22 protein-coding genes are annotated in these 20,420 nt (G+C 68.8%); 7 read left to right on the top strand and 15 right to left on the bottom strand.

Going from position 1 to position 20,420, the window contains the following annotated elements:
- The first annotated feature begins 13 nt into the window (after positions 1 to 13).
- The gene (locus ACQPZF_RS39500) at positions 14 to 1,015 is read left to right on the top strand and encodes a polyprenyl synthetase family protein (RefSeq protein WP_433265968.1); all 1,002 of its coding nucleotides are present in this window, start codon (positions 14 to 16) and stop codon (positions 1,013 to 1,015) included.
- 77 nt (positions 1,016 to 1,092) lie between these two features.
- Here the strand turns inward: ACQPZF_RS39500 and rarD are convergent, their stop codons facing one another.
- Complete coding sequence (rarD, locus tag ACQPZF_RS39495; RefSeq protein ID WP_433265966.1) at positions 1,093 to 2,019, bottom strand: EamA family transporter RarD; 927 nt, start codon at positions 2,017 to 2,019, stop codon at positions 1,093 to 1,095.
- A gap of 198 nt (positions 2,020 to 2,217) precedes the next feature.
- On the opposite strand from rarD, the gene ACQPZF_RS39490 reads away from it, so the two are divergent.
- Positions 2,218 to 4,344 (top strand): sunset domain-containing protein, encoded by a 2,127-nt coding sequence (locus tag ACQPZF_RS39490; protein WP_433265964.1) that lies wholly within the window; start codon positions 2,218 to 2,220, stop codon positions 4,342 to 4,344.
- An 87-nt stretch (positions 4,345 to 4,431) separates the two neighbouring features.
- Here ACQPZF_RS39490 and ACQPZF_RS39485 read toward each other — a convergent pair whose 3' ends face one another.
- From ACQPZF_RS39485 to ACQPZF_RS39470, 4 genes are all read right to left on the bottom strand, one after another.
- On the bottom strand, positions 4,432 to 5,484 hold the full coding sequence (locus tag ACQPZF_RS39485) for a 2-oxoacid:ferredoxin oxidoreductase subunit beta (RefSeq protein WP_433265963.1): 1,053 nt from the start codon (positions 5,482 to 5,484) through the stop codon (positions 4,432 to 4,434).
- The gene (locus tag ACQPZF_RS39480; protein WP_433265961.1) at positions 5,481 to 7,370 is read right to left on the bottom strand and encodes a 2-oxoacid:acceptor oxidoreductase subunit alpha; all 1,890 of its coding nucleotides are present in this window, start codon (positions 7,368 to 7,370) and stop codon (positions 5,481 to 5,483) included. The genes ACQPZF_RS39485 and ACQPZF_RS39480 overlap by 4 nt, the downstream gene beginning before the upstream one ends.
- A gap of 274 nt (positions 7,371 to 7,644) precedes the next feature.
- Positions 7,645 to 8,406: an enoyl-CoA hydratase gene (locus ACQPZF_RS39475; RefSeq protein ID WP_433265959.1), complete on the bottom strand. Its 762-nt coding sequence runs from the start codon at positions 8,404 to 8,406 to the stop codon at positions 7,645 to 7,647.
- A 10-nt stretch (positions 8,407 to 8,416) separates the two neighbouring features.
- The gene (locus tag ACQPZF_RS39470) at positions 8,417 to 8,857 is read right to left on the bottom strand and encodes an Lrp/AsnC family transcriptional regulator (RefSeq protein ID WP_433265957.1); all 441 of its coding nucleotides are present in this window, start codon (positions 8,855 to 8,857) and stop codon (positions 8,417 to 8,419) included.
- A gap of 75 nt (positions 8,858 to 8,932) precedes the next feature.
- Here ACQPZF_RS39470 and ddaH point away from each other — a divergent pair, with 75 nt between their 5' ends.
- A complete protein-coding gene (gene ddaH / locus ACQPZF_RS39465) occupies positions 8,933 to 9,811 on the top strand; it encodes a dimethylargininase (RefSeq protein ID WP_433265955.1) in 879 nt (292 codons plus the stop codon).
- Between the two features lie 173 nt (positions 9,812 to 9,984).
- Here ddaH and ACQPZF_RS39460 read toward each other — a convergent pair whose 3' ends face one another.
- The 9 genes from ACQPZF_RS39460 to ACQPZF_RS39420 form a co-directional block, all read right to left on the bottom strand.
- Positions 9,985 to 11,376: a tyrosine-type recombinase/integrase gene (locus tag ACQPZF_RS39460; protein WP_433265953.1), complete on the bottom strand. Its 1,392-nt coding sequence runs from the start codon at positions 11,374 to 11,376 to the stop codon at positions 9,985 to 9,987.
- A complete protein-coding gene (locus tag ACQPZF_RS39455; protein ID WP_433265951.1) occupies positions 11,373 to 11,582 on the bottom strand; it encodes a helix-turn-helix transcriptional regulator in 210 nt (69 codons plus the stop codon). Before ACQPZF_RS39455 ends, ACQPZF_RS39460 begins: the two co-directional genes overlap by 4 nt.
- Positions 11,560 to 12,927, bottom strand: coding sequence for a replication initiator (locus ACQPZF_RS39450; protein ID WP_433265949.1), 1,368 nt, complete (start codon positions 12,925 to 12,927; stop codon positions 11,560 to 11,562). The genes ACQPZF_RS39455 and ACQPZF_RS39450 overlap by 23 nt, the downstream gene beginning before the upstream one ends.
- 31 nt (positions 12,928 to 12,958) lie before the next feature.
- Positions 12,959 to 13,681: a hypothetical protein gene (locus tag ACQPZF_RS39445; RefSeq protein ID WP_433265948.1), complete on the bottom strand. Its 723-nt coding sequence runs from the start codon at positions 13,679 to 13,681 to the stop codon at positions 12,959 to 12,961.
- 38 nt (positions 13,682 to 13,719) lie between these two features.
- Positions 13,720 to 14,184: a hypothetical protein gene (locus ACQPZF_RS39440; protein WP_433265946.1), complete on the bottom strand. Its 465-nt coding sequence runs from the start codon at positions 14,182 to 14,184 to the stop codon at positions 13,720 to 13,722.
- A gap of 29 nt (positions 14,185 to 14,213) precedes the next feature.
- Positions 14,214 to 15,590: an FtsK/SpoIIIE domain-containing protein gene (locus ACQPZF_RS39435; RefSeq protein WP_433265944.1), complete on the bottom strand. Its 1,377-nt coding sequence runs from the start codon at positions 15,588 to 15,590 to the stop codon at positions 14,214 to 14,216.
- A gap of 82 nt (positions 15,591 to 15,672) precedes the next feature.
- Positions 15,673 to 15,894 (bottom strand): hypothetical protein, encoded by a 222-nt coding sequence (locus ACQPZF_RS39430; protein ID WP_433265942.1) that lies wholly within the window; start codon positions 15,892 to 15,894, stop codon positions 15,673 to 15,675.
- Positions 15,894 to 16,151, bottom strand: coding sequence for a hypothetical protein (locus ACQPZF_RS39425; protein WP_433265940.1), 258 nt, complete (start codon positions 16,149 to 16,151; stop codon positions 15,894 to 15,896). Before ACQPZF_RS39425 ends, ACQPZF_RS39430 begins: the two co-directional genes overlap by 1 nt.
- Before the next feature lie 161 nt (positions 16,152 to 16,312).
- On the bottom strand, positions 16,313 to 16,705 hold the full coding sequence (locus ACQPZF_RS39420; protein ID WP_433265938.1) for a hypothetical protein: 393 nt from the start codon (positions 16,703 to 16,705) through the stop codon (positions 16,313 to 16,315).
- 135 nt (positions 16,706 to 16,840) lie between these two features.
- Between ACQPZF_RS39420 and ACQPZF_RS39415 the strand changes: the two genes are divergently transcribed.
- Positions 16,841 to 17,239, top strand: coding sequence for a GntR family transcriptional regulator (locus ACQPZF_RS39415; RefSeq protein WP_433265936.1), 399 nt, complete (start codon positions 16,841 to 16,843; stop codon positions 17,237 to 17,239).
- A gap of 134 nt (positions 17,240 to 17,373) precedes the next feature.
- On the opposite strand, the gene ACQPZF_RS39410 is transcribed toward ACQPZF_RS39415, so the two are convergent.
- Entirely contained in the window at positions 17,374 to 17,757 is a 384-nt protein-coding gene (locus tag ACQPZF_RS39410; protein ID WP_433265935.1) for a hypothetical protein, read from the bottom strand.
- A 168-nt stretch (positions 17,758 to 17,925) separates the two neighbouring features.
- On the opposite strand from ACQPZF_RS39410, the gene ACQPZF_RS39405 reads away from it, so the two are divergent.
- From ACQPZF_RS39405 to ACQPZF_RS39395, 3 genes are all read left to right on the top strand, one after another.
- The gene (locus ACQPZF_RS39405) at positions 17,926 to 19,455 is read left to right on the top strand and encodes a helix-turn-helix domain-containing protein (RefSeq protein WP_433265933.1); all 1,530 of its coding nucleotides are present in this window, start codon (positions 17,926 to 17,928) and stop codon (positions 19,453 to 19,455) included.
- 205 nt (positions 19,456 to 19,660) lie between these two features.
- A complete protein-coding gene (locus tag ACQPZF_RS39400) occupies positions 19,661 to 19,942 on the top strand; it encodes a hypothetical protein (RefSeq protein WP_433265931.1) in 282 nt (93 codons plus the stop codon).
- Between the two features lie 55 nt (positions 19,943 to 19,997).
- Complete coding sequence (locus ACQPZF_RS39395) at positions 19,998 to 20,261, top strand: transcriptional regulator (protein WP_433265929.1); 264 nt, start codon at positions 19,998 to 20,000, stop codon at positions 20,259 to 20,261.
- Positions 20,262 to 20,420: the final 159 nt, after the last annotated feature.

The raw sequence follows: 20,420 nt of genomic DNA, 5'->3' as shown, positions 1-20,420 counted from the left end.
GTAGGCTTCAGGAGTGACCAGTAGCGAGCGGGCGGGGACGGGGTTCCGGTTGGCGGACCCCGTGCTCGCGGAGGTGGTGCAGGCCGGGCTGGCCGAGGTCGAGCAGGTGCTGCACAAAGTGGTGCAGAGCGACTTCCCCCCGGTGATGGAGACGTCGCTGCACTTGGTGGACGCGGGCGGCAAACGCATCCGCCCCCTGTTCACCATCCTGTCCGCCCAGTTCGGCACCACGTGGGACCGGGACAGCGTCATCAAGGCGGCGGCCGTGGTGGAGCTGACCCACCTGGCCACGCTGTACCACGACGACGTGATGGACGAGGCCACCATGCGCCGCGGCGCGGCGTCGGCCAACGCCAAGTGGGACAACAGCATCGCCATCCTGACCGGCGACTACCTGTTCGCGCACGCCTCGGCGCTGGTCGCCGACCTCGGCACGCGGGCGGCGCGGATCATCGCGGAGACGTTCTCCGAGCTGGTCACCGGCCAGATGCGGGAGACCATGGGCCCGCGCGGGGGCGAGGACCCGATCGCGCACTACCTGACCACGATCGCCGAGAAGACCGGCTCGCTGATCGCCACGGCGGCCCGGTTCGGCGCGATGTTCTCCGACACCACGCCCAGACAGGTCGAGGCGCTGCAGGCGTACGGCGACATCATCGGCGCGGCGTTCCAGATCTCCGACGACGTGATCGACATCGCCAGCCCGTCCACGGAGTCCGGCAAGACGCCGGGCACCGACCTGCGCGAGGGCGTGAAGACGCTGCCCATGCTGTACGCGCTGGCCGACGAGCCGGACTCGCGGCTGGCCCGGCTCCTGGCGCAGCCGCTGACCGACGACGCCGAGGTGGACGAGGCGTTGGCGCTGCTGCGGTCGTCACCCGGCCTGGTCCGGGCGCGGCGGACGCTGGAGGACTACGCGGCCCGTGCCCGTGCCACGCTGCACGACTTGCCCGAGGGTGCCGCGCGGGACGCGCTGGAGTCCGTCAGCGAGTACGTGGTCACCCGTTCCCACTGACCGCCGCGTTGCCACGGACCGCCGGGTTCCCATGGGCCGTCGGGCTCCCACCGACTCCGGCTCCCACCGCCCCCGGCTCACTCGATCGGCGCGAGCAGGCGCGGCCTGCGACGGGACCGCAGGGCGTCGACGGTGAACACCACCAGCGCCGCCCACACCAGCGCGAACCCGAACCAGCGCGACGGCGGCATCGGCTCGTGCTTCACGAACACGCCCCACGAGAACTGGAGGATCGGGGCGAGGTACTGGAGCATCCCCATGGTGATCAGCGGGATGCGCCGCGCGCCCGCCCCGAACAGCATCAGCGGGATGGCCGTCACCACACCCGCCGACGCGAGGATCAGCGCATGCCCGGCGCCGTGGTCGAGGAACGTCCCGGCGGGGCCGAGCCAGAGCAGGTAGCCGACGGCGATCGGGGCCAGCACGATGCTCTCCGCGGTGAGGCTCGCGGTGGCGTCCAGCGGCACGGTCTTCTTCAGCAGCCCGTACAGGCCGAACGAGCAGGCCAGCGTCAGCGAGATCCACGGCAGCCGCCCGTAGTCCACGGCCAGCACCACCACCGCCACCACGGCGATCGCGATGGCGGCGAACTGCGCGCCACGCAGCTTCTCCCGCAGCACCACCACCCCGAGCAGGACGCTGACCAGCGGGTTGATGAAGTAGCCGAGCGCGGACTCGACGACGTGCCCGGTGTTGACGGCGTGGATGTAGACGCCCCAGTTGACCGCGATCAGCACGGACGCGCCGGTCACCATCAGCCAGCCGCGCCGGGACAGCGTCCGCAGCCCGGCCCACCGGCCGAGGACCGCCGTGATCAGCACCATCACCAGCAGCGACCAGGCGATCCGGTGCGCCAGGATCTCCACCGCGCCGGCCGGGGCGAGCAGCGGCCAGTAGGCGGGCACGATGCCCCAGATGACATAGGCGCCGACGCCGAAGGCGACACCCCGGTTGGCGTGGTGAGTTTCCGCCGCGACGGCGGAGGAGTTCGTCAACGGCGGCACGAAGGCTACTCTACGCCGACCGTTTTGCCTGGTCAGTTGCTCCAGGTGGCCTACTATTCCAGTATCGGCCGACTCCGGCCGGCCGCACGCGCCGGGCCGGGTGGTCAGGGTAGTTTTGCACCGCTTCCCCTACCGGGTGACGGCTCGGGAGCGGAGCGCGTCGGGGTGTGACAGGACTGTGCTGTGGGAGGGTCTCCCGTGAGTTCGCTCTTCGGGCAGGTGTGGTTGTGGAGCCTGCTGTCGTTCGTGGCAGGCGTCGCGCTGACCTGGCTCGTGCTGGTCCGTCCGGCCAAGAAGGAGCTGGAGGACCTGGAGGAGCGCCTGCTCGACTCCCCACGGCCGACCGCCCCGCCGCCGAAGGCCGCCCGGGACGAGTTCGACGACTGGCACGTCGACCGCCGCTCCCCGGTCGAGGACCTGCTACAGGACGAGCCGCCGCGCTACGACGTGGCGAACATGAAGCTCGACCGGCGTGACGAGCTGCTCGAAGAACTGGACGACGAACACCGCCCGCTGTCCGACTTCGAGGAGCAGCACGACTTCCCGGAACTTGAGGACGACCGCCCCCGCAGCCTGTTCGAACGCCTGACCCCCGGCGCCACCGGCCCGGTGCCCGAGCAGGCACTCCGCGCCGAGGAAACCCACCTGATCCCGGCCGCCGGCCCGGTGGCCGAGCCGGCGACGCCGCAACCCGAGCCGACCGCGCCGCCGGAGGTGGAGGCCTTCCAGCCGCGCGAGGTGTGGCGCGAGGAGCAGGCCGGCGTGCCGGAGGTGTACGGCGAGGACGAGGACCCGGCCGAGGGCCCGGGGGAAGAGGACGAGCCGGAAACGCCGGCGGCGGAACAGACCACCCTCATCCCGGCGACCGCACTGGCCCGTGCCATCGCGGAGGTGGACGCGACCGAGGACGACCGGCGGCGGGAGGACGACGCCGACGAGCCCGCCTGGCAGATCCATCCGGACACCGGCTCCGCGGACGAGCCCGTCTGGCAGACGCAGTCGGACACGATCCACACCGACGACGAGCCCGAGCGGCCCCGCGACGGCAGCCACCACGCCGAGCCGACCTGGACCCCGACCGGGCCACCGCCCGCCGGAAACCAGGACCAGCCCACGACCACCTGGCGATCCGACGGGATGGGTGCGAGCGAACCGCAACTCTGGCCCGACCACGACCTGACCGGCGAATACCCGGCGATCCGCGCGGAACTCCCGCTCCCCGAACCCGACCCGGCCGGCTTCTACGCGGAGCTGACCGCACAACAGGAGTCCGCCCCCCGCCACCGCGACCAGGACCCGTCGGCCTCGCGCACGGAACTCCTCGCACCCATCCCGGCGGACCCGCTCGCCGAGCCACCCCCCACACCCACGGCCCGACACGCCGAACCTGCCGCGCACCCCGAGCCTGCCCTGCACCCAGAGCCGGCCGCGCACGCCGAGCCCGCCAACCTCGACCCGGAGCCGACCGCCCGCCACGCCGAACCACCCGCCGCACACGCCCAGCCCACCGAACCGCCCGCCGATTCGGCCACGTTCGTGGAGCCCGAGGCCAAGCCGGAACCCACCCACCCCGAACCGTTCACTCCACACGCGGAGCCGTTCGCCGCGCATGCCGAGCAGGCCTCCGCCCGCCCCGAGCCGTTCGCGGCCCATGCCGAGCAAACCCCCGCGCGCCCCGAGCAGGCCGCACCCGCCGAGCCCGCGCCCCCGCGCCCGGAGCCCGCCAAGCCCGCCGCCCAGGCCAAGCCCGAACAGCCCAAGGAACCGACCCGCCCCCGCTCCCTCTTCGAACCCCTCCTCACCCCCGAAGACATCGAGGACGAACCCCCGGCCCCGCCGAAACCAACCTCCTCGGCCAACGACCAACCGTTCGTCCCCAAACTCGCCCCGGAACTCCTGGCCTCGGCGGGCAACGGCCTCCCGCAACGCCCCACCCGCCCGGCGAACGGCCCGAACAGCCCACACATCCCGCACATCCCGCCGCCACCGCCGCCCGTGTCGCAGCCGATCAACCCGCCCCCGCCCCGCCCGGTCCGCCCCCGCCCGGTCGGCTTCAGCCCCAGCACGGGCGGCCGTCCGGCGAACAGCGCGACCACCCGCTACCAGCAGCCGGAGGGCTTCAACCCGCGCTCGCCGTTCGGGCCGGGCTCGGTGCTGCCGAAGTCCGACGGCATGGCCCCCGCGCCGGACTTCTACGTCAAAGCGACCCTCACCGGCCGCCGCTACTACACGAACGACTCCGCGAACTTCCGCGAGACCAGGGCGGACGTCTGGTTCCGCACCATCTCCGATGCGGAGAAAGCCGGCTTCCGCCCCGCGCCGTGAGCTGACCGGCGCCACAGGTTCCCTGGGGAGGGAACGCGAAGGGCCCCTGTTCCGGGAGACGGAACAGGGGCCCTTCCGTGGAGACGTCTAGACGACGGTCCAGGTGTCCTTGCCGCGCAGCAGCCCCGCCAGGTCGGGGGCCTTGGCCGACTTGGCGGCCTCCACCTGCGACCGCGCCGCGTCGTCGTACGTGGCGCGCGTCGTGTTGCGGAACACCCCGGTCACGGTGTGCTGGAGGTCCTGCGTCGACAGCCGCGACAGCGCGAACGCCAGGTTCAGGTCGGACGCGTCGTGCACGACCACGTCCCCCGGAGCCACCTCCGACGCCTTCGCCACGGCCAGCCCGAACCCGTCCCGCACCACGGCGTACTCGCCGTTGCCGAACGTGATGGGCTCCCCGTCCACGACGTTGATGATCCGCCGCGCGGCCTCGTCGGCGTCCTTCAGCACGTCGAACGCGCCGTCGTTGAAGATCGGGCAGTTCTGGTAGATCTCCACCAGCGCCGACCCCCGGTGCTCGGCCGCCTGCCGCAGCACGGTGGTCAGCCCCGCCCGGTCCGAGTCGACCGCCCGCCCGACGAACGTGGCCTCCGCGCCCAGCGCCAGCGACACCGGGTTGAACGGGTGGTCCAGCGACCCGAGCGGCGTGGACTTGGTGACCTTGCCCTCTTCGGACGTCGGCGAGTACTGGCCCTTGGTCAGCCCGTAGATCCGGTTGTTGAACAGCAGGATCTTCAGGTTCACGTTGCGCCGCAGCGTGTGGATGAGGTGGTTGCCGCCGATGGACAGCGCGTCGCCGTCACCGGTCACCACCCACACCGACAGGTCCGGCCGCGCCACGGCGAGACCGGTCGCGATGGCCGGCGCCCGCCCGTGGATCGAATGCATCCCGTAGGTGTTCATGTAGTACGGGAACCGCGACGAGCAGCCGATCCCCGAGATGAACACGATGTTCTCGCGCTTGAGCCCCAGCGTGGGCAGGAACGACTGGACGGCGTTGAGCACCACGTAGTCGCCGCAGCCGGGGCACCAGCGCACTTCCTGGTCCGACTTGTAGTCCTTGGCCTTCTGCGGCTCAAGGGCGATCGGAACTCCGGCAAGGCCCCCCAGGCCGGGCAGACCGAGATCGGTCGCTGTCACTCGGACACTCCCTTGATCACATCGGCGAGCACGTCCTGCAGTTCCTCCGCCTTGAAGGGCAGACCCTGCACCTTGGTGTAGCTGATCGCGTCCACCAGGTACTTCGCTCGCAACAACAACGCCAGTTGGCCGAGGTTCATCTCCGGCACGACGACCCGCTCGTACCGGGAGAGCACCTCGCCCAGGTTCTTCGGGAACGGGTTCAGGTGACGCAGGTGGGCGTGCGCCACCGGCATGCCCAGCTTCCGCACCCGGCGGGCGGCGGCCCCGATCGGGCCGTACGACGAGCCCCAGCCCACGACCAGCACCTTCGCGGCCCCCGACGGGTCGTCGACGACCACGTCCGGCACCTCGATGCCGTCGATCTTCCGCTGCCGCACCCGCACCATGTGGTCGTGGTTGGCCGGGTCGTAGGAGATGTTGCCGTTCCCGTCGGCCTTCTCCAGGCCGCCGATCCGGTGCTGCAACCCCGCCGTGCCGGGCACCGCCCACGGCCGCGCCAGCGTCTCCGGGTCGCGCAGGTACGGCCAGAACTCGCCGTCCGGCCCGTTCGGCTCGGTGGCGAAATCCACCGTCAGGTCCGGCAGGTCGGCCACGTCCGGGATCAGCCACGGCTCGGAGCCGTTCGCGATCGCGCCGTCGGACAGCAGCAGCACCGGCGTGCGGTACGTCAGCGCGATCCGCACCGCGTCCAGCGCGGCGTCGAAGCAGTCGGCGGGCGACTGGGGCGCGACGATCGGCACCGGCGACTCGCCGTTGCGGCCGTACATGGCCTGGAGCAGGTCGGCCTGCTCGGTCTTGGTCGGCAGGCCGGTGGACGGGCCGCCGCGCTGCACGTCGATCACGACCAGCGGCAGCTCGGTCATCACCGCGAGGCCGATGGTCTCCGACTTCAGCGCCACACCCGGGCCGGACGTGGACGTCACGCCGAGCGCACCGCCGTAGGACGCGCCCAGGGCCGCGCCGATGCCCGCGATCTCGTCCTCGGCCTGGAACGTCGTGATGCCGAAGTTCTTGTGCTTGGACAGCTCGTGCAGGATGTCCGACGCCGGGGTGATCGGGTAGGTGCCCAGCACGATCGACAGCTTCGACTGCTGCCCGGCGGCCACGATCCCGTAGGCGAGCGCGGTGTTGCCGGTGATCTGCCGGTAGGTGCCCTGGTTGAGCTTGGCCGGCGCGACCTCGTAGGTGACCGCGAACGACTCGGTGGTCTCGCCGTAGTTCCAGCCCGCCCGGAACGCCAGCACGTTGGCCTCGGCGATGTCGGGCTTCTTGGCGAACTTCTCGCGCAGGAACCGCTCGGTGCCCTCGGTGGGCCGGTGGTACATCCAGGACAGCAGGCCGAGGGCGAACATGTTCTTCGCCCGCTCCGCGTCCTTCTTGCCCAGGCCGGTGTTCTCCAGCGCGCCGATGGTCAGGGTGGCCATGGCCACCTTGTGCACCTGGTAGGCCTCCGTGAGGGAGTTGTCCTCCAGGGGGTCGGCCGCGTAGCCGACCTTCGTCAGGTTGCGCTTGCTGAACTCGTCGGTGTTGACGATCAGGATCCCGCCCTTGGGCAGGTCGTCGATGTTCGCCTTGAGCGCCGCCGGGTTCATCGCCACGAGCACGTCGGGGCGGTCGCCGGGGGTGAGGATGTCGTAGTCCGCGAAGTGGAGCTGGAAGCTCGACACGCCGGGCAGGGTGCCCTGGGGCGCCCGGATCTCGGCCGGGAAGTTCGGCTGGGTCGCGAGGTCGTTGCCGAAGGCCGCGGCCTCGGAGGTGAACCGGTCGCCCGTGAGCTGCATCCCGTCGCCGGAGTCACCGGCGAACCGGATAACCACCCGGTCGAGCTTGCGGACTTCGGCGCCACCACCTGGCGCGGCGCCGTTACCAACGTCGGTAGTCATGTCCTCCGCCGATCCCTCTCTTCACGCCCGCTGGAGGCAAGTCGCCCCTACCCCTTCGCGAGGGTAGTCGTGCCCGGGCATGGGCCGGTCTCCGCTGTACCACTGTGCGGGACACTTCGTCCCACCTGGTGTGACGGCGGCCAACCGCGCGGTAATCACCGCCGGTTCGGGCGTACCCACTAGTAACTGTTACTGAAAGTTACAGGTACCTCGGGTGCCCTGTCCAGGTCCTGTCCGGATCCTGCTCGGGTCCGGTCCGTTGCCGGCCCGCCGGTCAGGCCCGACCGCTGATCCGGGCCTTCATCGCGGCGAGCTTGGCGGCGAACTCCGGGGTGTCGATGGAGGCGACCTGAGGGGTGATCTCGGCGTCCACGGCGTCCGCGTGCGCGTCCAGCACCGCGGTCTTCCGCATGGTCGCCTTGATGGTGCGGACCAGGTCGCGCGGAGCTTCGGCCGAAGCCTTCGCCAGCTCGACGGCCGAGGCGACCAGCTCGTCGTGCCCGCCGTCGACCCGTTCCCAGGCCAGGCCGTGCCGGACGGCCGCGTCGGCGTCCGGGATCTGCCCGAACAACGTCATCGCGATCGCGGTCTGCGGCCCGACGAGCCGTTGCAGCATCCAGGTCATCCCGCCGCCGGGGTGGATGCCGAGCTGGAGGAACCGGGCGTCGAACCGCGCCTCGGGCCCGACCACCCGCACGTCGCAGGCGAGCGCCAGGTTCAGCCCGGCGCCCACCGCCGCACCGCCCACGGCGGCGACCGTGGGCAGCGCGCAGTCCGCCACCGCCAGGAAGCCCGCGTAGATGCGCCGCAAGCCCTCCTCGCGGGCCGCGCCCAACGCCGTCAGGTCCGCGCCCGCGCAGAACGCCGGTGGCGTGCCGGTCACCACCACGGCGTGGACACCGGCATCCCGCTCGCACTCCTCGACCGCCGCGACCAGCCGGTCGGACAGGTCGAGCGTCAACGCGTTGCGCCGCTCCGGGTCGTGCACGGTGATCACGGCGACCCGGTCGGAACGCTCCAACAGCACCTCGGACATGGCCGCGACTCTAGGGCGCGGGCGGACGGTCCAGCAGGCGGGACAGCACCACGGTCGACACGGTCCGGTCGATGATCTCGACGGCCCGCAGCCGTTCCAGGGCGGTCTCCAGGTGGTGGATGTTGGCGGCCCGCAGGTGAACGATCGCGTCGGCCGCCCCGGACACCGTGTAGGCGGCCATCACCTCGGCCATCGGCTCCAGCCGCTGCTGGATGTCGTGGGGCGCCACGTTGCCCCGGCAGTGCACCTCGACGAAGGCCTCGGTGCCCCATCCGAGCGCCTCGGGGTCCACGACGGCGGTGAAGCCGCGCAGCACCCCGGTGTCGAGCAGCTTGTCCACGCGACGCTTGACGGCGGGCGCGGACAGCCCGACCTCCTTGCCGATGTCGGCGTAGCTGGAGCGGGCGTTGGCCATCAGGCACGAAATGATCCGCTGGTCAATCGAGTCCACACGCAACATTCTGCACTACCAGACGCAATACTGCGGCATTGTTCGCTGGTCAGAAGCCTATTTACCCTTCGATCCATGACTTCGGTATCCCTCCTGGGCTCCGGCGACGAGCCGATCGTGCTGGGCGTCACCACGCCCACGGCCCCCGTGCGCGTGCCGACCACCCGTCGGTACCTCATGTGCCCGCCGGAGTACTTCACGGTGGAGTACGCGATCAACCCGTGGATGGACCCGACCCAGCCGATCGACACGGCGCTGGCGGTCGAGCAGTGGACGAACCTGAAGGACACCTACGAACGCCTGGGCCACCAGGTGGCCCTGATCGACCCCCAGCCGGGCCTGCCGGACATGGTCTTCGCGGCCAACTCCGGCACGGTCATCGACGGCCAAGTCCTGGGCTCCCGCTTCCGGGCCGAACAACGAGCCCCGGAAGCCGACCACTTCCGCCGCTGGTTCCTGTCCAACGGCTACCGGTCAGTGGTCATGCCGGAACGCACCAACGAAGCCGAAGGCGACTTCACCTGGACCGGCCGCTACCTGCTGGCCGGCACCGGCTTCCGCACCGACCCGTCGGCCCACGCGGAGGCCCAGGAAGTCCTAGGCGTGCCGGTCGTCTCCCTGCAACTCACCGACCCGCGCTACTACCACCTGGACGTGGCCCTGTTCGTGCTGGCGGAGGACCTGGTCGCCTACTACCCGGACGCCTTCTCACCCGGCTCACAACGCGTCCTGCGCCGCCTGTTCCCCGACGCGGTCATCGGGACGGCCGAGGACGCGGCCTGCCTGGGCCTCAACGCGGTCTCCGACGGCCGCAACGTGATCCTGCCGGTGGAGGCGACGTCGTTGGCCGACCAGGTCGCCAGGCGAGGCTTCGAGCCCGTCTTCGTGGACATCTCAGAACTCCGCAAATCCGGCGGCGGCCCGAAGTGCTGCACCATGGAACTTCGGGATTGAAACAGCCTGATCCGGCGTCTTGCGGTCTGCGCTGGTCAATGTGGAATAGCCATGCTGACCAGCACAAACCTTCTCCGTCGTTGACTCGGACGTAGGTGAGTGACCGTCACTTACTGCGGTCTTCTGTCACCGCTCACGGAACATGCACGGAACAACGAAGACCCCCAGAAAGATCAATCTTCACCGTTCAACAGGTCCTCGATCTTGCGGTTCGACGGCTCGCGCTGACCGTCTAGCACCTTCGCGTAGACCTTGAGCAACACCTCCACGGTGTGGCCGGCGCGCTCAGCGACCTCGGCGGGGGAGACCCCGGCAGTGAGCCAGGTCGACACCGCCGCATGACGAAGGTCATACGGGTCCTCTCCCAGCGGTGATCGGGCTTGCTGAGGGCTGAGACCGATCAGCCGAGCTTTCCGCCACACGTCGCAGTACACCGACGCAGCCACCGGGTCACCGGTCTTGAGGCCCCGGAACAGCCGCCCATCGGAGGTGACCCCGAATGTCTCGATGTGCTCGCGGAGGATTTCGACCAGTTGCGGTGGGATGGGGACGGGCCGGACAGTGCCCTGCGCCCGCCGCTTGAGGTTGCGCGCCTCCCACTTCTGCCCGGAGTCGACAAAACGACTGGGCGCGCGTGAGGCGGACTTCTCCAACAGCAGCTCGCCCCACCCGGACTCGGGCAGCTTGCAATCCTCCTCGCGGAGGCGGTTGACCTCACATGGCCGTAGACCCGCGTAGTACATCGAGGCGAAGAAGCCGTAGAGGTAACTGAACCTGCCGGGCCTGCCACCCGCGTAGGTCACGCCGGCCAAGCAGTTGCGCGCCTGCGTCGGGTTGAGCACCACACGCGGGTCTACTTCGCTGTTCCCGCGCTGGATCGCGGCCCTGTTGCCGGACACCGGGTTGAAAGCAAGCTCACCGACGTCCACCGCGAAGCTGAGCAGGTTGTGCAGCGTTCCGCGCCGAGTGCGCACGGTCCAGTCCGCCGCCGGCTTGCCGTTGATGTTCCGGCCGAGCGAACGAAGGAGCGACGCGGTTTCGATCTTGTCCAGTTCACGGACAGGCCGTGACGCCGCCTCGATCCACCGAGCCGCCGCTTCCTCCTCCGGCGCGAGCGCGCGGACTCGTGCGTTGGGAGGAACCAGGAGGTGAGCGGTCAGCGTGCGTCGCAAAGTAGCGCGGTCTGGCGCACCCTTGGTCGAGGTGACGAACGCGGCAACCGAGACTGCCAAGGTGTCCACGTTCCGCTTCCGGGTGTTGGGTGCCGCCCCCTCCCACTCGTGATTGATGAATTCCTGGGCCAGCCGCAGAAGCGACCGCGCCGCAGCCTTCTCCGCTTCGGACTTCGGCAGGCCGGTTTCGACGTCGAACGGCTCTCCCGCCTCAGTGGCACTGATCAGCTTGTTGCGCCGCCGATCGGCCAGTGTCTTGGTCCGATACCACTCGGAGTGTTCGCGCCCGGCAGTGATCCACCGGACGCCGTAGGGCTTGGGCCGTCTCTTGCCGGTCTTGTCCGGCTTGAGCGTCTTCAACTCCCAGATGTTGACCTTGTAGGTGAGGTTCACGCGGCTTCACTCCTCAACGTGGTCAACCAGGCGTTGAAGTCGGTGGCGGAGATGCGCAGCGATCCGTTGGGCAGCTTGTGCGCGACAGGCGCGGCTCCGGGAATCTGCCGCCACTTGTAGAAGGTGTCTTTGGAAATCCGGAGCTTGGCGCAGAACTCGGTCACGGTCAGGAAGTCACTCGGGTCAGGTAGCGGCGACAGGTCCATCTGGTTCCCCCTCTCGTGCGTACTTGCGTTGTCGTTGGTTGCGGAGTCGTTCGGCGAGGGCTGCGGCTAGTTCGCGTTCGGCGTCGTTGGCGTAGCCGGAGCCGCTGTAGGTCCAGTCGTTGACGACGATCACCGAGTCGGTGTCGAGGCCGAGGCGTTCGAGGACTTCGGCGGCCCGGTAGGCGCGGCGGTCTTCACGGATGCGCTTGAACGTCGTTGAGTAGTGCTTCGACTTCGTCAGGAAGTGGCCCCGGAACCCGAGCATGTGTGCCCATTTCCGCAGGTTGAGTTCTGCGTAGAAGCCGAGGTCGCCGAGGTCCCAGGCGGTTTGGATCATGCGTCGGTGATGTGCCGACACCCGTAGGTGGTCGAGGTCGAGCTGCGACCGGATGGGCCGGTCCGGGGTGTCGCGTGCCCCCGTGCCTTTGGTGGCGTACTTGGCCACGTAGCCGGCCAACCGGGCGTCACTGACCGCGCCCGCCTGGTCCTCCAGCTCAGCGGCTGAACTCGCCCTGATCGGGCGCACGTCGACCTGGTCACCCCACACAAGGCCGAGCACGGTGCCGTCCGGGCGATGGGATTCGACCAGGACCGATCGGGCAGCGGTCCGTACCGCCTGGCCCACCAGGTCCACGGTCGCCCAGGCGGGGGCCGGGTCGGTGGAGCCGTCCGGGCCGTCGACCCGGATCACTGCGTGAAAGTGGACCAGGCCCCGCCGCTGGTACTCGGCGACCTTGGCGTACGACACCCGCGCGTGGTGTCGGAAGTCCCGCACGGTCAGTCCGGCTGCACGGGCGAGGGCGCGGCGGAGGGCGATGGTGAACCGGTGCCACAGCTTGCCCGCGTGTGCCTGCCACAGCACCGCCCCGATGTAGTCGTAGCTGTCCGGCTCGACCGGGCCGCCGAGACGCGGGTCGTCCGGGTGGTGGAACTGGCCGCACCCGGTGCACGGCCGGGCCTTGCCCGCCGGGGTGGTGGGCCGGTTGTGGACCGCGCCGAACGACGGGGCCGTGAGCGTGGCGAACACGCGTGGTTTCTCGGCGACCGTGACCGGGACGCCTTTGCTGCCGCCGGCCAGGCCCGCCCGCATCAGGTGGTAGGCATCGGCGGCGTACCGGTCTGAGCAGGCCGGGCAGACCGAGGCGCGCCGGTTGCCGCAGGGCACCATCACGTCGCCGCCCAGGTGCGCCAACACCTTCGTGGAATCAAGGTCGTGGAGCTGCCAGGCCCCGAACAGACGGATCGGCTGGGCGCACCCGCCGATGGCGGTGACCTTGTCGCGCCAGTCCCGGTAGTCAGCCCGCCGGACCCTGTCCGCGATGCGATCGTGAAGCGTGAGGACCAAAAGGCTCCCCCTTCCCGGTAGTGGTGGTGGATCAAGCGTTGAGCTGGTCGGCAAGGGCAGCGGCGAAGGCGTCAGGGACGTTCACGGCCGCTTGCACGTCGGCCGGGGTGATGGCACGGCCCTGCTCACGCACCTCAGCGGCTTTCGCGCCGAGCACGGCTTGTAGGTGCGCCGGAAGCTTCAGCGCCGCACGAGGTGCAGCAGGAGCCACCGGAGTGAGGGCAGACGGTTTGGAGGGGGTGCTGGCCATCACCCGGTCCCGCGCCGCGTTGCAACGGTGCTGGATGACCGGCATGACCTCTGCGATGAGGAAGACAACCAACGGCACCACGACGTGGAGGAACACCACGCCGTACTCGACCGAGCCGGACGGCGGGCGCAGCGACGACCACACATTGGTCACGAGGGTTGCGCCGAGCAGGAGCCGCTTCAGCCAGACGACCGGGGCGGCATCGACGGCCAGGCCCCGAGACAACATCTCCGCTTCCCAACGCAGCAGCGTGACGAGGATGCCCGCCAAGGCGGGTTCAACCAGCCACGCGCCCCACCAGAGCGCGTCGACCGGCGACAGGTGGCCGGCTAGGAACTCGTGCACGCCCGTGGTGGTGAACCCCAGCCCCAAGGCGAGGAAGAACCACATGGAGCGGGTCACGGAGACGCGGAAGCGCTCCAGTCGGACGGCGAGCAAGAGCGGGTCGGAAGTTAACCCGTGGAGCTGGTGAGACTCGGCGAGACGTGCCCGGAGCCTGCGCACCGCCCGAGTCTCACCAGCATCCCCCGGCGCGGCACCGGTCATGCCGCGATGCCCGCGACCCGTGCACGGCGAGCGGCCACGGCACGGCCGAGGTGGACCAGGCGCGCGACCTCCTCGTACGTCACGGGCTCGACCACCAGGACCGCCAGGCGGAAGGAACCGGCGAGGGTCACCGCGGCTTTCTCCGCCGGGGCGGCGTCGAAGTCGGACACGTCCGCCGAGGCGGTCAGGCCGAACGCCAGCCCGGCCCCGTTCCGGGCGGTCGCCGCCAGGGTGAGTGTGTTGTCCGGCCGCAACGTCCACGTGAGCGTGAGGCCGTCCAGCCGGGAGGACCACAGCAGCAGTGAGGCGAAACGATCCGGCGCGGTCCCGGAGGCGAACTCGGCGTGCACCGAGCCGGACCGGGCGGAGATGACCAACCGGTCCGGCCGGGGCAGGCCAGAGGAGCGCATGAACGACCGCAGGGTGCGGATGATCCGGTCCAGCGAACGGTTGGAAGGCATGGCGAACCTCCAGCAGTGAGAAGGAAAAGTCAGGCGACGACGCGCAGTCCGGAGTCGGCAGGACCGGCCTTGACGAAGGCGACCAGCTCGTCCACGTCTCGGTCACTCGTGTAGGCAGCACGCACCCGGCGCGGCGTGCGGGACCGGCCGTCGACCCGGAAGCCGATACCGGCGGTGGACTCGTCTGCCGCGATCTCGTCAGCGATCGCACCGCGTTCACGGGCACCCTCGCCCAACACCATGTCCGGGTGCCGTTCGGAGGTCACCCGCAGGCACACGCGGTGCGGGAGCAAGTCCCGGATGGGCAGCACGTCCTTGGACGGCTCTTGCACGTAGATGTCCAGCACGTCATTGGTCGCGCGGCCCATGGACGAGATGACCGCGCACGCGTTGGTGATCTCGTGCGCGTGCTCGGAGTTGTAGGCCATCAGGTAGCCGACTTCGTCCAGGATCAGCCAGTCGACGGGGTGTTCCCGCGATACCGGCACAGACCGCTTTCCCTTGCGCTGCAACCGCTTCTGCTTGCGCTCCATGTTCGACACGAACCGAGCGATCAACTCGGCGCAGTCCTCGGGAGAGTCCGCGTACCGGCCGTCGAGGATGGGCTTGAGCGCGACGAACTCGAACAGCTTCGGGTCACACACCCACGGCCGGACCAAGCCGTCACGGATCATCGGTGCGACGGCCCGCAACTTCGCCATGACGACCGAGTTCTTGCCCGAGCCGGTCGCGCCGGCGGTCAGGTGTTGGGTGCCGATCAGCGGCTCGCGCCACTCCCCGCCCAACTCCGTCTCCCCCAGGCACAACGACCGCAGGTCCACCGCGTCCGAGGACTCCGGCATCTCCGGTGCCGGGATGACCCGGTCGAACGGCTCGTCACGCTGAACGATCAGCACGACCTCACCCGGCTTGCCCTGCTCGACCGCGACCCGTTGCGCTTTGAGCGTCGCGGTCAGCTCGGGCAGCACCGCCGAAAAGGCGCGCAACGCCTGACCGGCCACCAGGCGTACCCGAACCGTGTCGATCGACGGGGACCACGCCCGCACCCGCAACACACGCGGCACCAACGTTTCCCCGGTCCGGTGATGCACCTTGGTCAGGCCACACGAGCCCATGAGGTTCACCCACCGACGACCGGTGTAGGCACCGGCCCACCGACGCCGCCACGCTCGCAGCACCGGCGCGGCCCAGACGTCGAACGAATCGGGATGGCCCCGATACCAAGCCGCCGCGCCCATCGTCAGACCGCCGACGACGCCACCGGTAGCGACCGCGCCCAGCTCGTGCAGCGAGGCCCCGACCGCGCCCGGCCCGACCATCGCGCCGGGGTGCCGGACCAACCACCGCACCGTGCGGAACTCCCACCCGACCGAACGTCGGGATGCGCCCGAAGGCAGTTCAGCCATGTACTTGCTCCTTGGGTTCGAGCACGGCAACGGCCGACCACCAGGACGCAGTGATCGGCCGTTGCCGTGACGTGCTTGTGTGCTACTTGCGTGGACTCCCCCGCCGACGCCGCCGCGCGGACTCCGATTCGAGCTGCGAGCGGGAGTAGGACAACGAGGTCCGCAGCACCGCGACCGACCGCACGAACGCGTTGTGGTCGCCCTTGAAGCCCTCACGTCGGTAAGGAATGTCCAAAGTGGCCTGACGAAGTTGCCGCATGGCCTTGTCCAGGCAGTCCAGGGCCGTGATCAGTTGCTGTGACATCAGACCTTCCATTCGCGGGTCTTCAACTCGGTTTCGTAGCGGACCGCCCGCTCCTTCAACGCGGTCAGGTTCTGCTGCACCTTGGCCAGCAGCTTCCTCAGCTCATCCGGAGGCGTGACCCGCCAGGACCCAGGCGGAGCCGGGTTCTCCCGCATCTTCGCGATGAGCTTGTCCAGCGGACCGAACTGCTCGGTTACGAAGTCGATCGAGTTGACCAGGTTCGCGTACCGCTCTTCGGCACGCTTGTTGCTCGTCATCTGCCGTCGTGCCCTCCTCTCGTTAGTAGAAAACCTCGGCGCACCAGGCAAGTGCGCCGGATTCAGGCATGGCTCTACCCACTATGGAATTCACAAAGAACAAGCAGCCCAAGGAAACGGCTTAGGAAAGCCCGAGAGAGCGGACAGAAGAGGTGCGGCGATCAGGCCGCGTTGCGCACCGAACGCGCCACCGGCTTCAGACCGGCCGCCTTAAACCACAGACCCGCCGAGGCGATCTTGCGCGGGTCCACGCGGTCCGGGATCTCGTAGGTGTTCACCACGACGTTGACCAGCTCCACGTACATGCCCTCTTCGAACCCCTCGCCGGGGTCACCGGGCAGGTTGACGCGGATCTCCTCGCCCTTGCCCGCCTTGCGGCCTTCCACAGGCAGCGGCTTGGCGAACAGCGTCACCACGTACTGCACCTCACCGGACATGCGGTCAACGACCGGCGTCACGGTGCCGTCCTCGGCTTCGCGCATCTTCGCGGCCGGAGCCTCCGTGATCATCAGCCGGTAGCCGTTCAGCATGACCGGCAGGTCCTGAAGTGCCATCCCGATACCTCCACACGACGCAGGCGACCCGCTGTCGCCCACCTACTACTACCAACATAGCTAGTAGAGTTAGCAGTTTCACTAGGCCGATCAGGTGACTTCCAGCTCAGCTAGCTTTGTCGCTACAGTTCGTGTATGGCTCTTGACGCGGCAGACCCGCGACCGGCGTACCAGCAGATCGCTGACGACCTGCGTCGTTTCGTCGCGTCCGATGAAGCCCAGGTAGGGGACAAGCTTCCCTCGCTGGCCGAGCTGCAAGCCCAGTACGGCCGCGCCGTGATGACGTTGCAGAAGGCCCTGGACGTGCTCCGCAGCGAAGGACTGGTGATCTCCCGACAGGGAGAGGGAACGATCATCGTCAAAAAGCCGGAAGCCCATGCGGGGGACGACGGTCCCTCACCGCATGAGCTCCGGCAGATGTTCGAGCGCATCAACAGCGCCCTGGACGACCTCAGCCAGCGTGTTTCCGCTGTCGAGGCGGAGCTTTTCGGCCCCACTTCAGACGATCCTCAATCCGGGTCAGCCGGTCGTTGAGGTCCGCCATGCGAGCCAACAGCAGCTCCGTGACGGCGCGCATGTTCCGCCAGTCTTCATCCGTCCACTTGTTCTCGCCGGACATCGTGCCCCCAGGTCGTTGGTTGACGTTGCTGCTCTGCGGACCGGTGCGATCAAGGCGAGCCGTCCGGCCGGCTGGCACTGGTCTCGGCGAACCACGGCGTGTCGACCACTTTCGGCGACTCGTCGTCCAAGGCGTGCCTGCCGATGGCCCTGTCGACCGCCTCGGGCGTCGTCCCGACCGCAGCAGTCAGGGCCTCGAAGTCGAGCGGCGCCAACTTCGTCAACGCCTGGCACCGATCAGCGAACGCCGCCGCAGCCCGCGCCAGCTCCCGCGCGAAGTTGATCGCGAGTTCCGCACCGCCGTCACGCCCGGCGATCTGCACCGTGATCTGCGACCCGGCCGACATCACCAGCAACGACGGATGCCCCTGCGCGTGCTCGACCAGCGACGCCTCCGCGTCCTCCTCGGGTTGCAACAGCACGTAGAACCCCATCGACCCACCTCCGCGCTCAGCCACTGCTTCCACAACCACAGTCGTCCGCGCGGAAGATCGATCCCATACCAATGAGCGATGCGGATATCGGCGACACCACTAACCGCAGCTCAGCCCAGTAGTCAGCGGGTTACACTCCGAAATGGAAGCAGCTTGAAGGGGGAGCGGGTGAACACGGGCAAGCGTCGCTGTCGCACGTGTGACACCTGGCTGGCCACCGACAACCGGGGCACCCAGTGCGGACGCTGCGCCGCTGCCCAGGCCATGCACGCACCGACGTTGCCCGCCGACTTCTGGAACCAACCGGCCATCCGCGAAGCGTTCGAGTCCCGCAACATCGGCCACGTCTTCCGCGCCTACCGCCAGGCCCAGAGCCCCACACTGCCTCAAGCCACGCTCGCAGCCTGGCTGGACTTGACGCAGGGACGCGTGAGCGAGGTCGAACGCTCCCGCCGGCCGGTCACCGACCTGGAACGCCTGGAACGCTGGTGCAACGCCCTGCGCGTGCCGCGCCACCTCCGGTGGTTCAACGGAGGGGTGCACGATGTCCGCGATGCGGAAACCCAAGGGGCGCAAGATAAATCACTAGCCGACCTCGGGCTCTCGTACGCGGCATCACTCCCGGCTACGGTGGAAGTAGTGGCCGAACTCGGGAGGCACGACATGGAGCGCAGGACTTTCCTCACCGGCGCACTGTTCAGCGTCGCCGCATCCGTCGCCCCCAGCCGTGACTGGCTGCTCGCCACCCTGGACGAGGCAGGCGCGGCGCGAGGCAAGGTCAGCAGCGAGCAGGTAGAAGCGATCCGCCGCACGTTCGGCGTCTTCCAGGAGCTGGACGTCATGCGCGGCGGCGGCCACGCGCGCGAACAGCTCTCGACGTACCTGACTTCACAAGTCGTCCCGCTGCTGCGCAGCAACGACCCGACCACCGAGACCGGCCGGGCACTGTTCGAGGCCGCCGCGGAACAGCTCTACCTGCTGGGCTGGATGGCCTTCGACAACGGCGAACACTCGCTGGCCCAGCGCTACCTCATCCAGTCCCTGCGCCTGGCCCAAGCCGCCAACAGCCCCGAACTAGGCGCACACGTCCTGGCAGGCCTGTCCGACCAGGCCACCCTCACCGGCCACCCGGACCACGCCGTACAACTCGCCAAGGCAGGCCGAGCCGGTCTAGCGCAAGGCCACTCCGACGCCGCTCTCGCCGACCTGTGGGCATTGCAGGCCCGCGCCGAGGCAGCCATGGGCGACGCCAAGGCCGCAGCCCGCAGCGTGCACCTGTCCGAAACCGCGTTCGGCAACGTCAACCACGACAACGAACCCGAGTGGGCCCGCTTCATCGACCCGGCCTACCTCAACGGCGAATACGCCCACGCCTTCCGCGACCTCCAACGCCCCGAGGAAGCCGCCCACTTCGCCGGCCTGTCGATCACCGAATCCGAACGCCAAAACCGCGCCCGCCGAGGCTCCATGGCCCAGGCAGCCCTGTCACGTTCCGCGATCGACAACCACGACCTGGAAGCAGCCGCCTCCGCCGGCATGGCCGCCGCCAAACTCGCAGCGACTGTCAAGTCCTCCCGCTCCGTCGAAGCAGTCGCCGACCTCCGCACCCGCCTACGCGAACACCGCGACTCACCCGCCGTCCGTGATTTCCTGGACGTGTCCGGCGCACTACTGCCCGCGATGGGTCCGCGAGTCTAGGCACGAGCCGGGAGCCGATGTCGCACGCGTCCCCGGCCCCAGGATTGCTCACCAGCCACCCCGCGCACCTCATAATCAGTCGACCCATAGGGCTGATCAGCGGATAGTGGCACCTCCGATACCGTATCGGTAATTGGTATGGAATCTCTCGCCCTTGCCCACGAGTGTGGTCGCACCACCATAGGCAACACGAAGGCAAATCCACATGACCACGCTCGCCGATATGATCGCACAAGTTCCGAACGTCTACGCGGTAGTAGACGAGGACAGGGAGGTTGCAGCCTGGATCATCGAGCTTCCCGACCACGTCCTTGGCATCTTCCCTGATGGAACCTCAACCTACGCCACCGACAGCACCCGACGCGCACTCGAATTCGTCAACCGCTCGGAGGGGATTGACGGCCAACTGGTCGCTACGGCGGCAGGGCCGAGTCCAGCCGTTCCATCAGGGAAGTCAACGAGCTGCTGCAACCACGTCCTCTCATGAGCCGATCAAACCAGCTACACGCAGGGCACGGCCCCAACACCACCACGAGGCCGAGTTGGCGCTAACCATCAAGCTGCGGGCCAACGCTTTCCAAAAGGCATCGGCCCTCGCAGGTTTCACAAGTATCTACGGCCTAGCAAAGGCAATGGAAGTCAACCGCAGCACCCTGAAACGGGTATTGGACGGCACTTTGAGCCCAGGTGCGGCGTTCATCGCAGGAGCGGTCACAGCGCTGACACCGTTCGCATTCGATGATCTGTTCGAGGTGGTCACACGAACTCCTCGTCAGAACCTAGACGACGAAACCGACGGCTGGTAGGGCCGGCACCTGCCCCGTAACGTCTAGCTTGCTCGACAATCGTGTTCAGAGTTTCTTTTCTTGGTCAAGGCGGCCCCCTGCGGGGGCCGCTGGCCGTTCGTGCCCTTGAAGGCTGTTGTGGGCAGGCTCCGGCGGTGTTGTCGGTCGCGCCAACGTGGG

Source organism: Actinosynnema sp. CS-041913 (assembly GCF_050942485.1).
Taxonomy (GTDB): domain Bacteria; phylum Actinomycetota; class Actinomycetes; order Mycobacteriales; family Pseudonocardiaceae; genus Actinosynnema.
The sequence above is the reverse complement of the archived record's forward strand: the minus strand, read 5'-3'. Positions and strand labels throughout refer to the sequence as shown.

Excerpts from the sequence above, each read along its gene's own strand:
- ACQPZF_RS39475 (WP_433265959.1), bottom strand. The coding sequence starts at position 8,406 with ATGTCCGAGGTGCTGTTGGAGCGTTCCGACCGGGTCGCCGTGATCACC.
- ACQPZF_RS39425 (WP_433265940.1), bottom strand. The coding sequence starts at position 16,151 with ATGACGAGCAACAAGCGTGCCGAAGAGCGGTACGCGAACCTGGTCAAC.
- ACQPZF_RS39440 (WP_433265946.1), bottom strand. The coding sequence starts at position 14,184 with ATGCCTTCCAACCGTTCGCTGGACCGGATCATCCGCACCCTGCGGTCG.
- ddaH (WP_433265955.1), top strand. The coding sequence starts at position 8,933 with ATGACTTCGGTATCCCTCCTGGGCTCCGGCGACGAGCCGATCGTGCTG.
- ACQPZF_RS39480 (WP_433265961.1), bottom strand. The coding sequence starts at position 7,370 with ATGACTACCGACGTTGGTAACGGCGCCGCGCCAGGTGGTGGCGCCGAA.
- ACQPZF_RS39410 (WP_433265935.1), bottom strand. The coding sequence starts at position 17,757 with ATGGGGTTCTACGTGCTGTTGCAACCCGAGGAGGACGCGGAGGCGTCG.
- ACQPZF_RS39430 (WP_433265942.1), bottom strand. The coding sequence starts at position 15,894 with ATGTCACAGCAACTGATCACGGCCCTGGACTGCCTGGACAAGGCCATG.
- ACQPZF_RS39400 (WP_433265931.1), top strand. The coding sequence starts at position 19,661 with ATGACCACGCTCGCCGATATGATCGCACAAGTTCCGAACGTCTACGCG.
- ACQPZF_RS39435 (WP_433265944.1), bottom strand. The coding sequence starts at position 15,590 with ATGGCTGAACTGCCTTCGGGCGCATCCCGACGTTCGGTCGGGTGGGAG.
- ACQPZF_RS39420 (WP_433265938.1), bottom strand. The coding sequence starts at position 16,705 with ATGGCACTTCAGGACCTGCCGGTCATGCTGAACGGCTACCGGCTGATG.
- ACQPZF_RS39455 (WP_433265951.1), bottom strand. The coding sequence starts at position 11,582 with ATGGACCTGTCGCCGCTACCTGACCCGAGTGACTTCCTGACCGTGACC.
- ACQPZF_RS39415 (WP_433265936.1), top strand. The coding sequence starts at position 16,841 with ATGGCTCTTGACGCGGCAGACCCGCGACCGGCGTACCAGCAGATCGCT.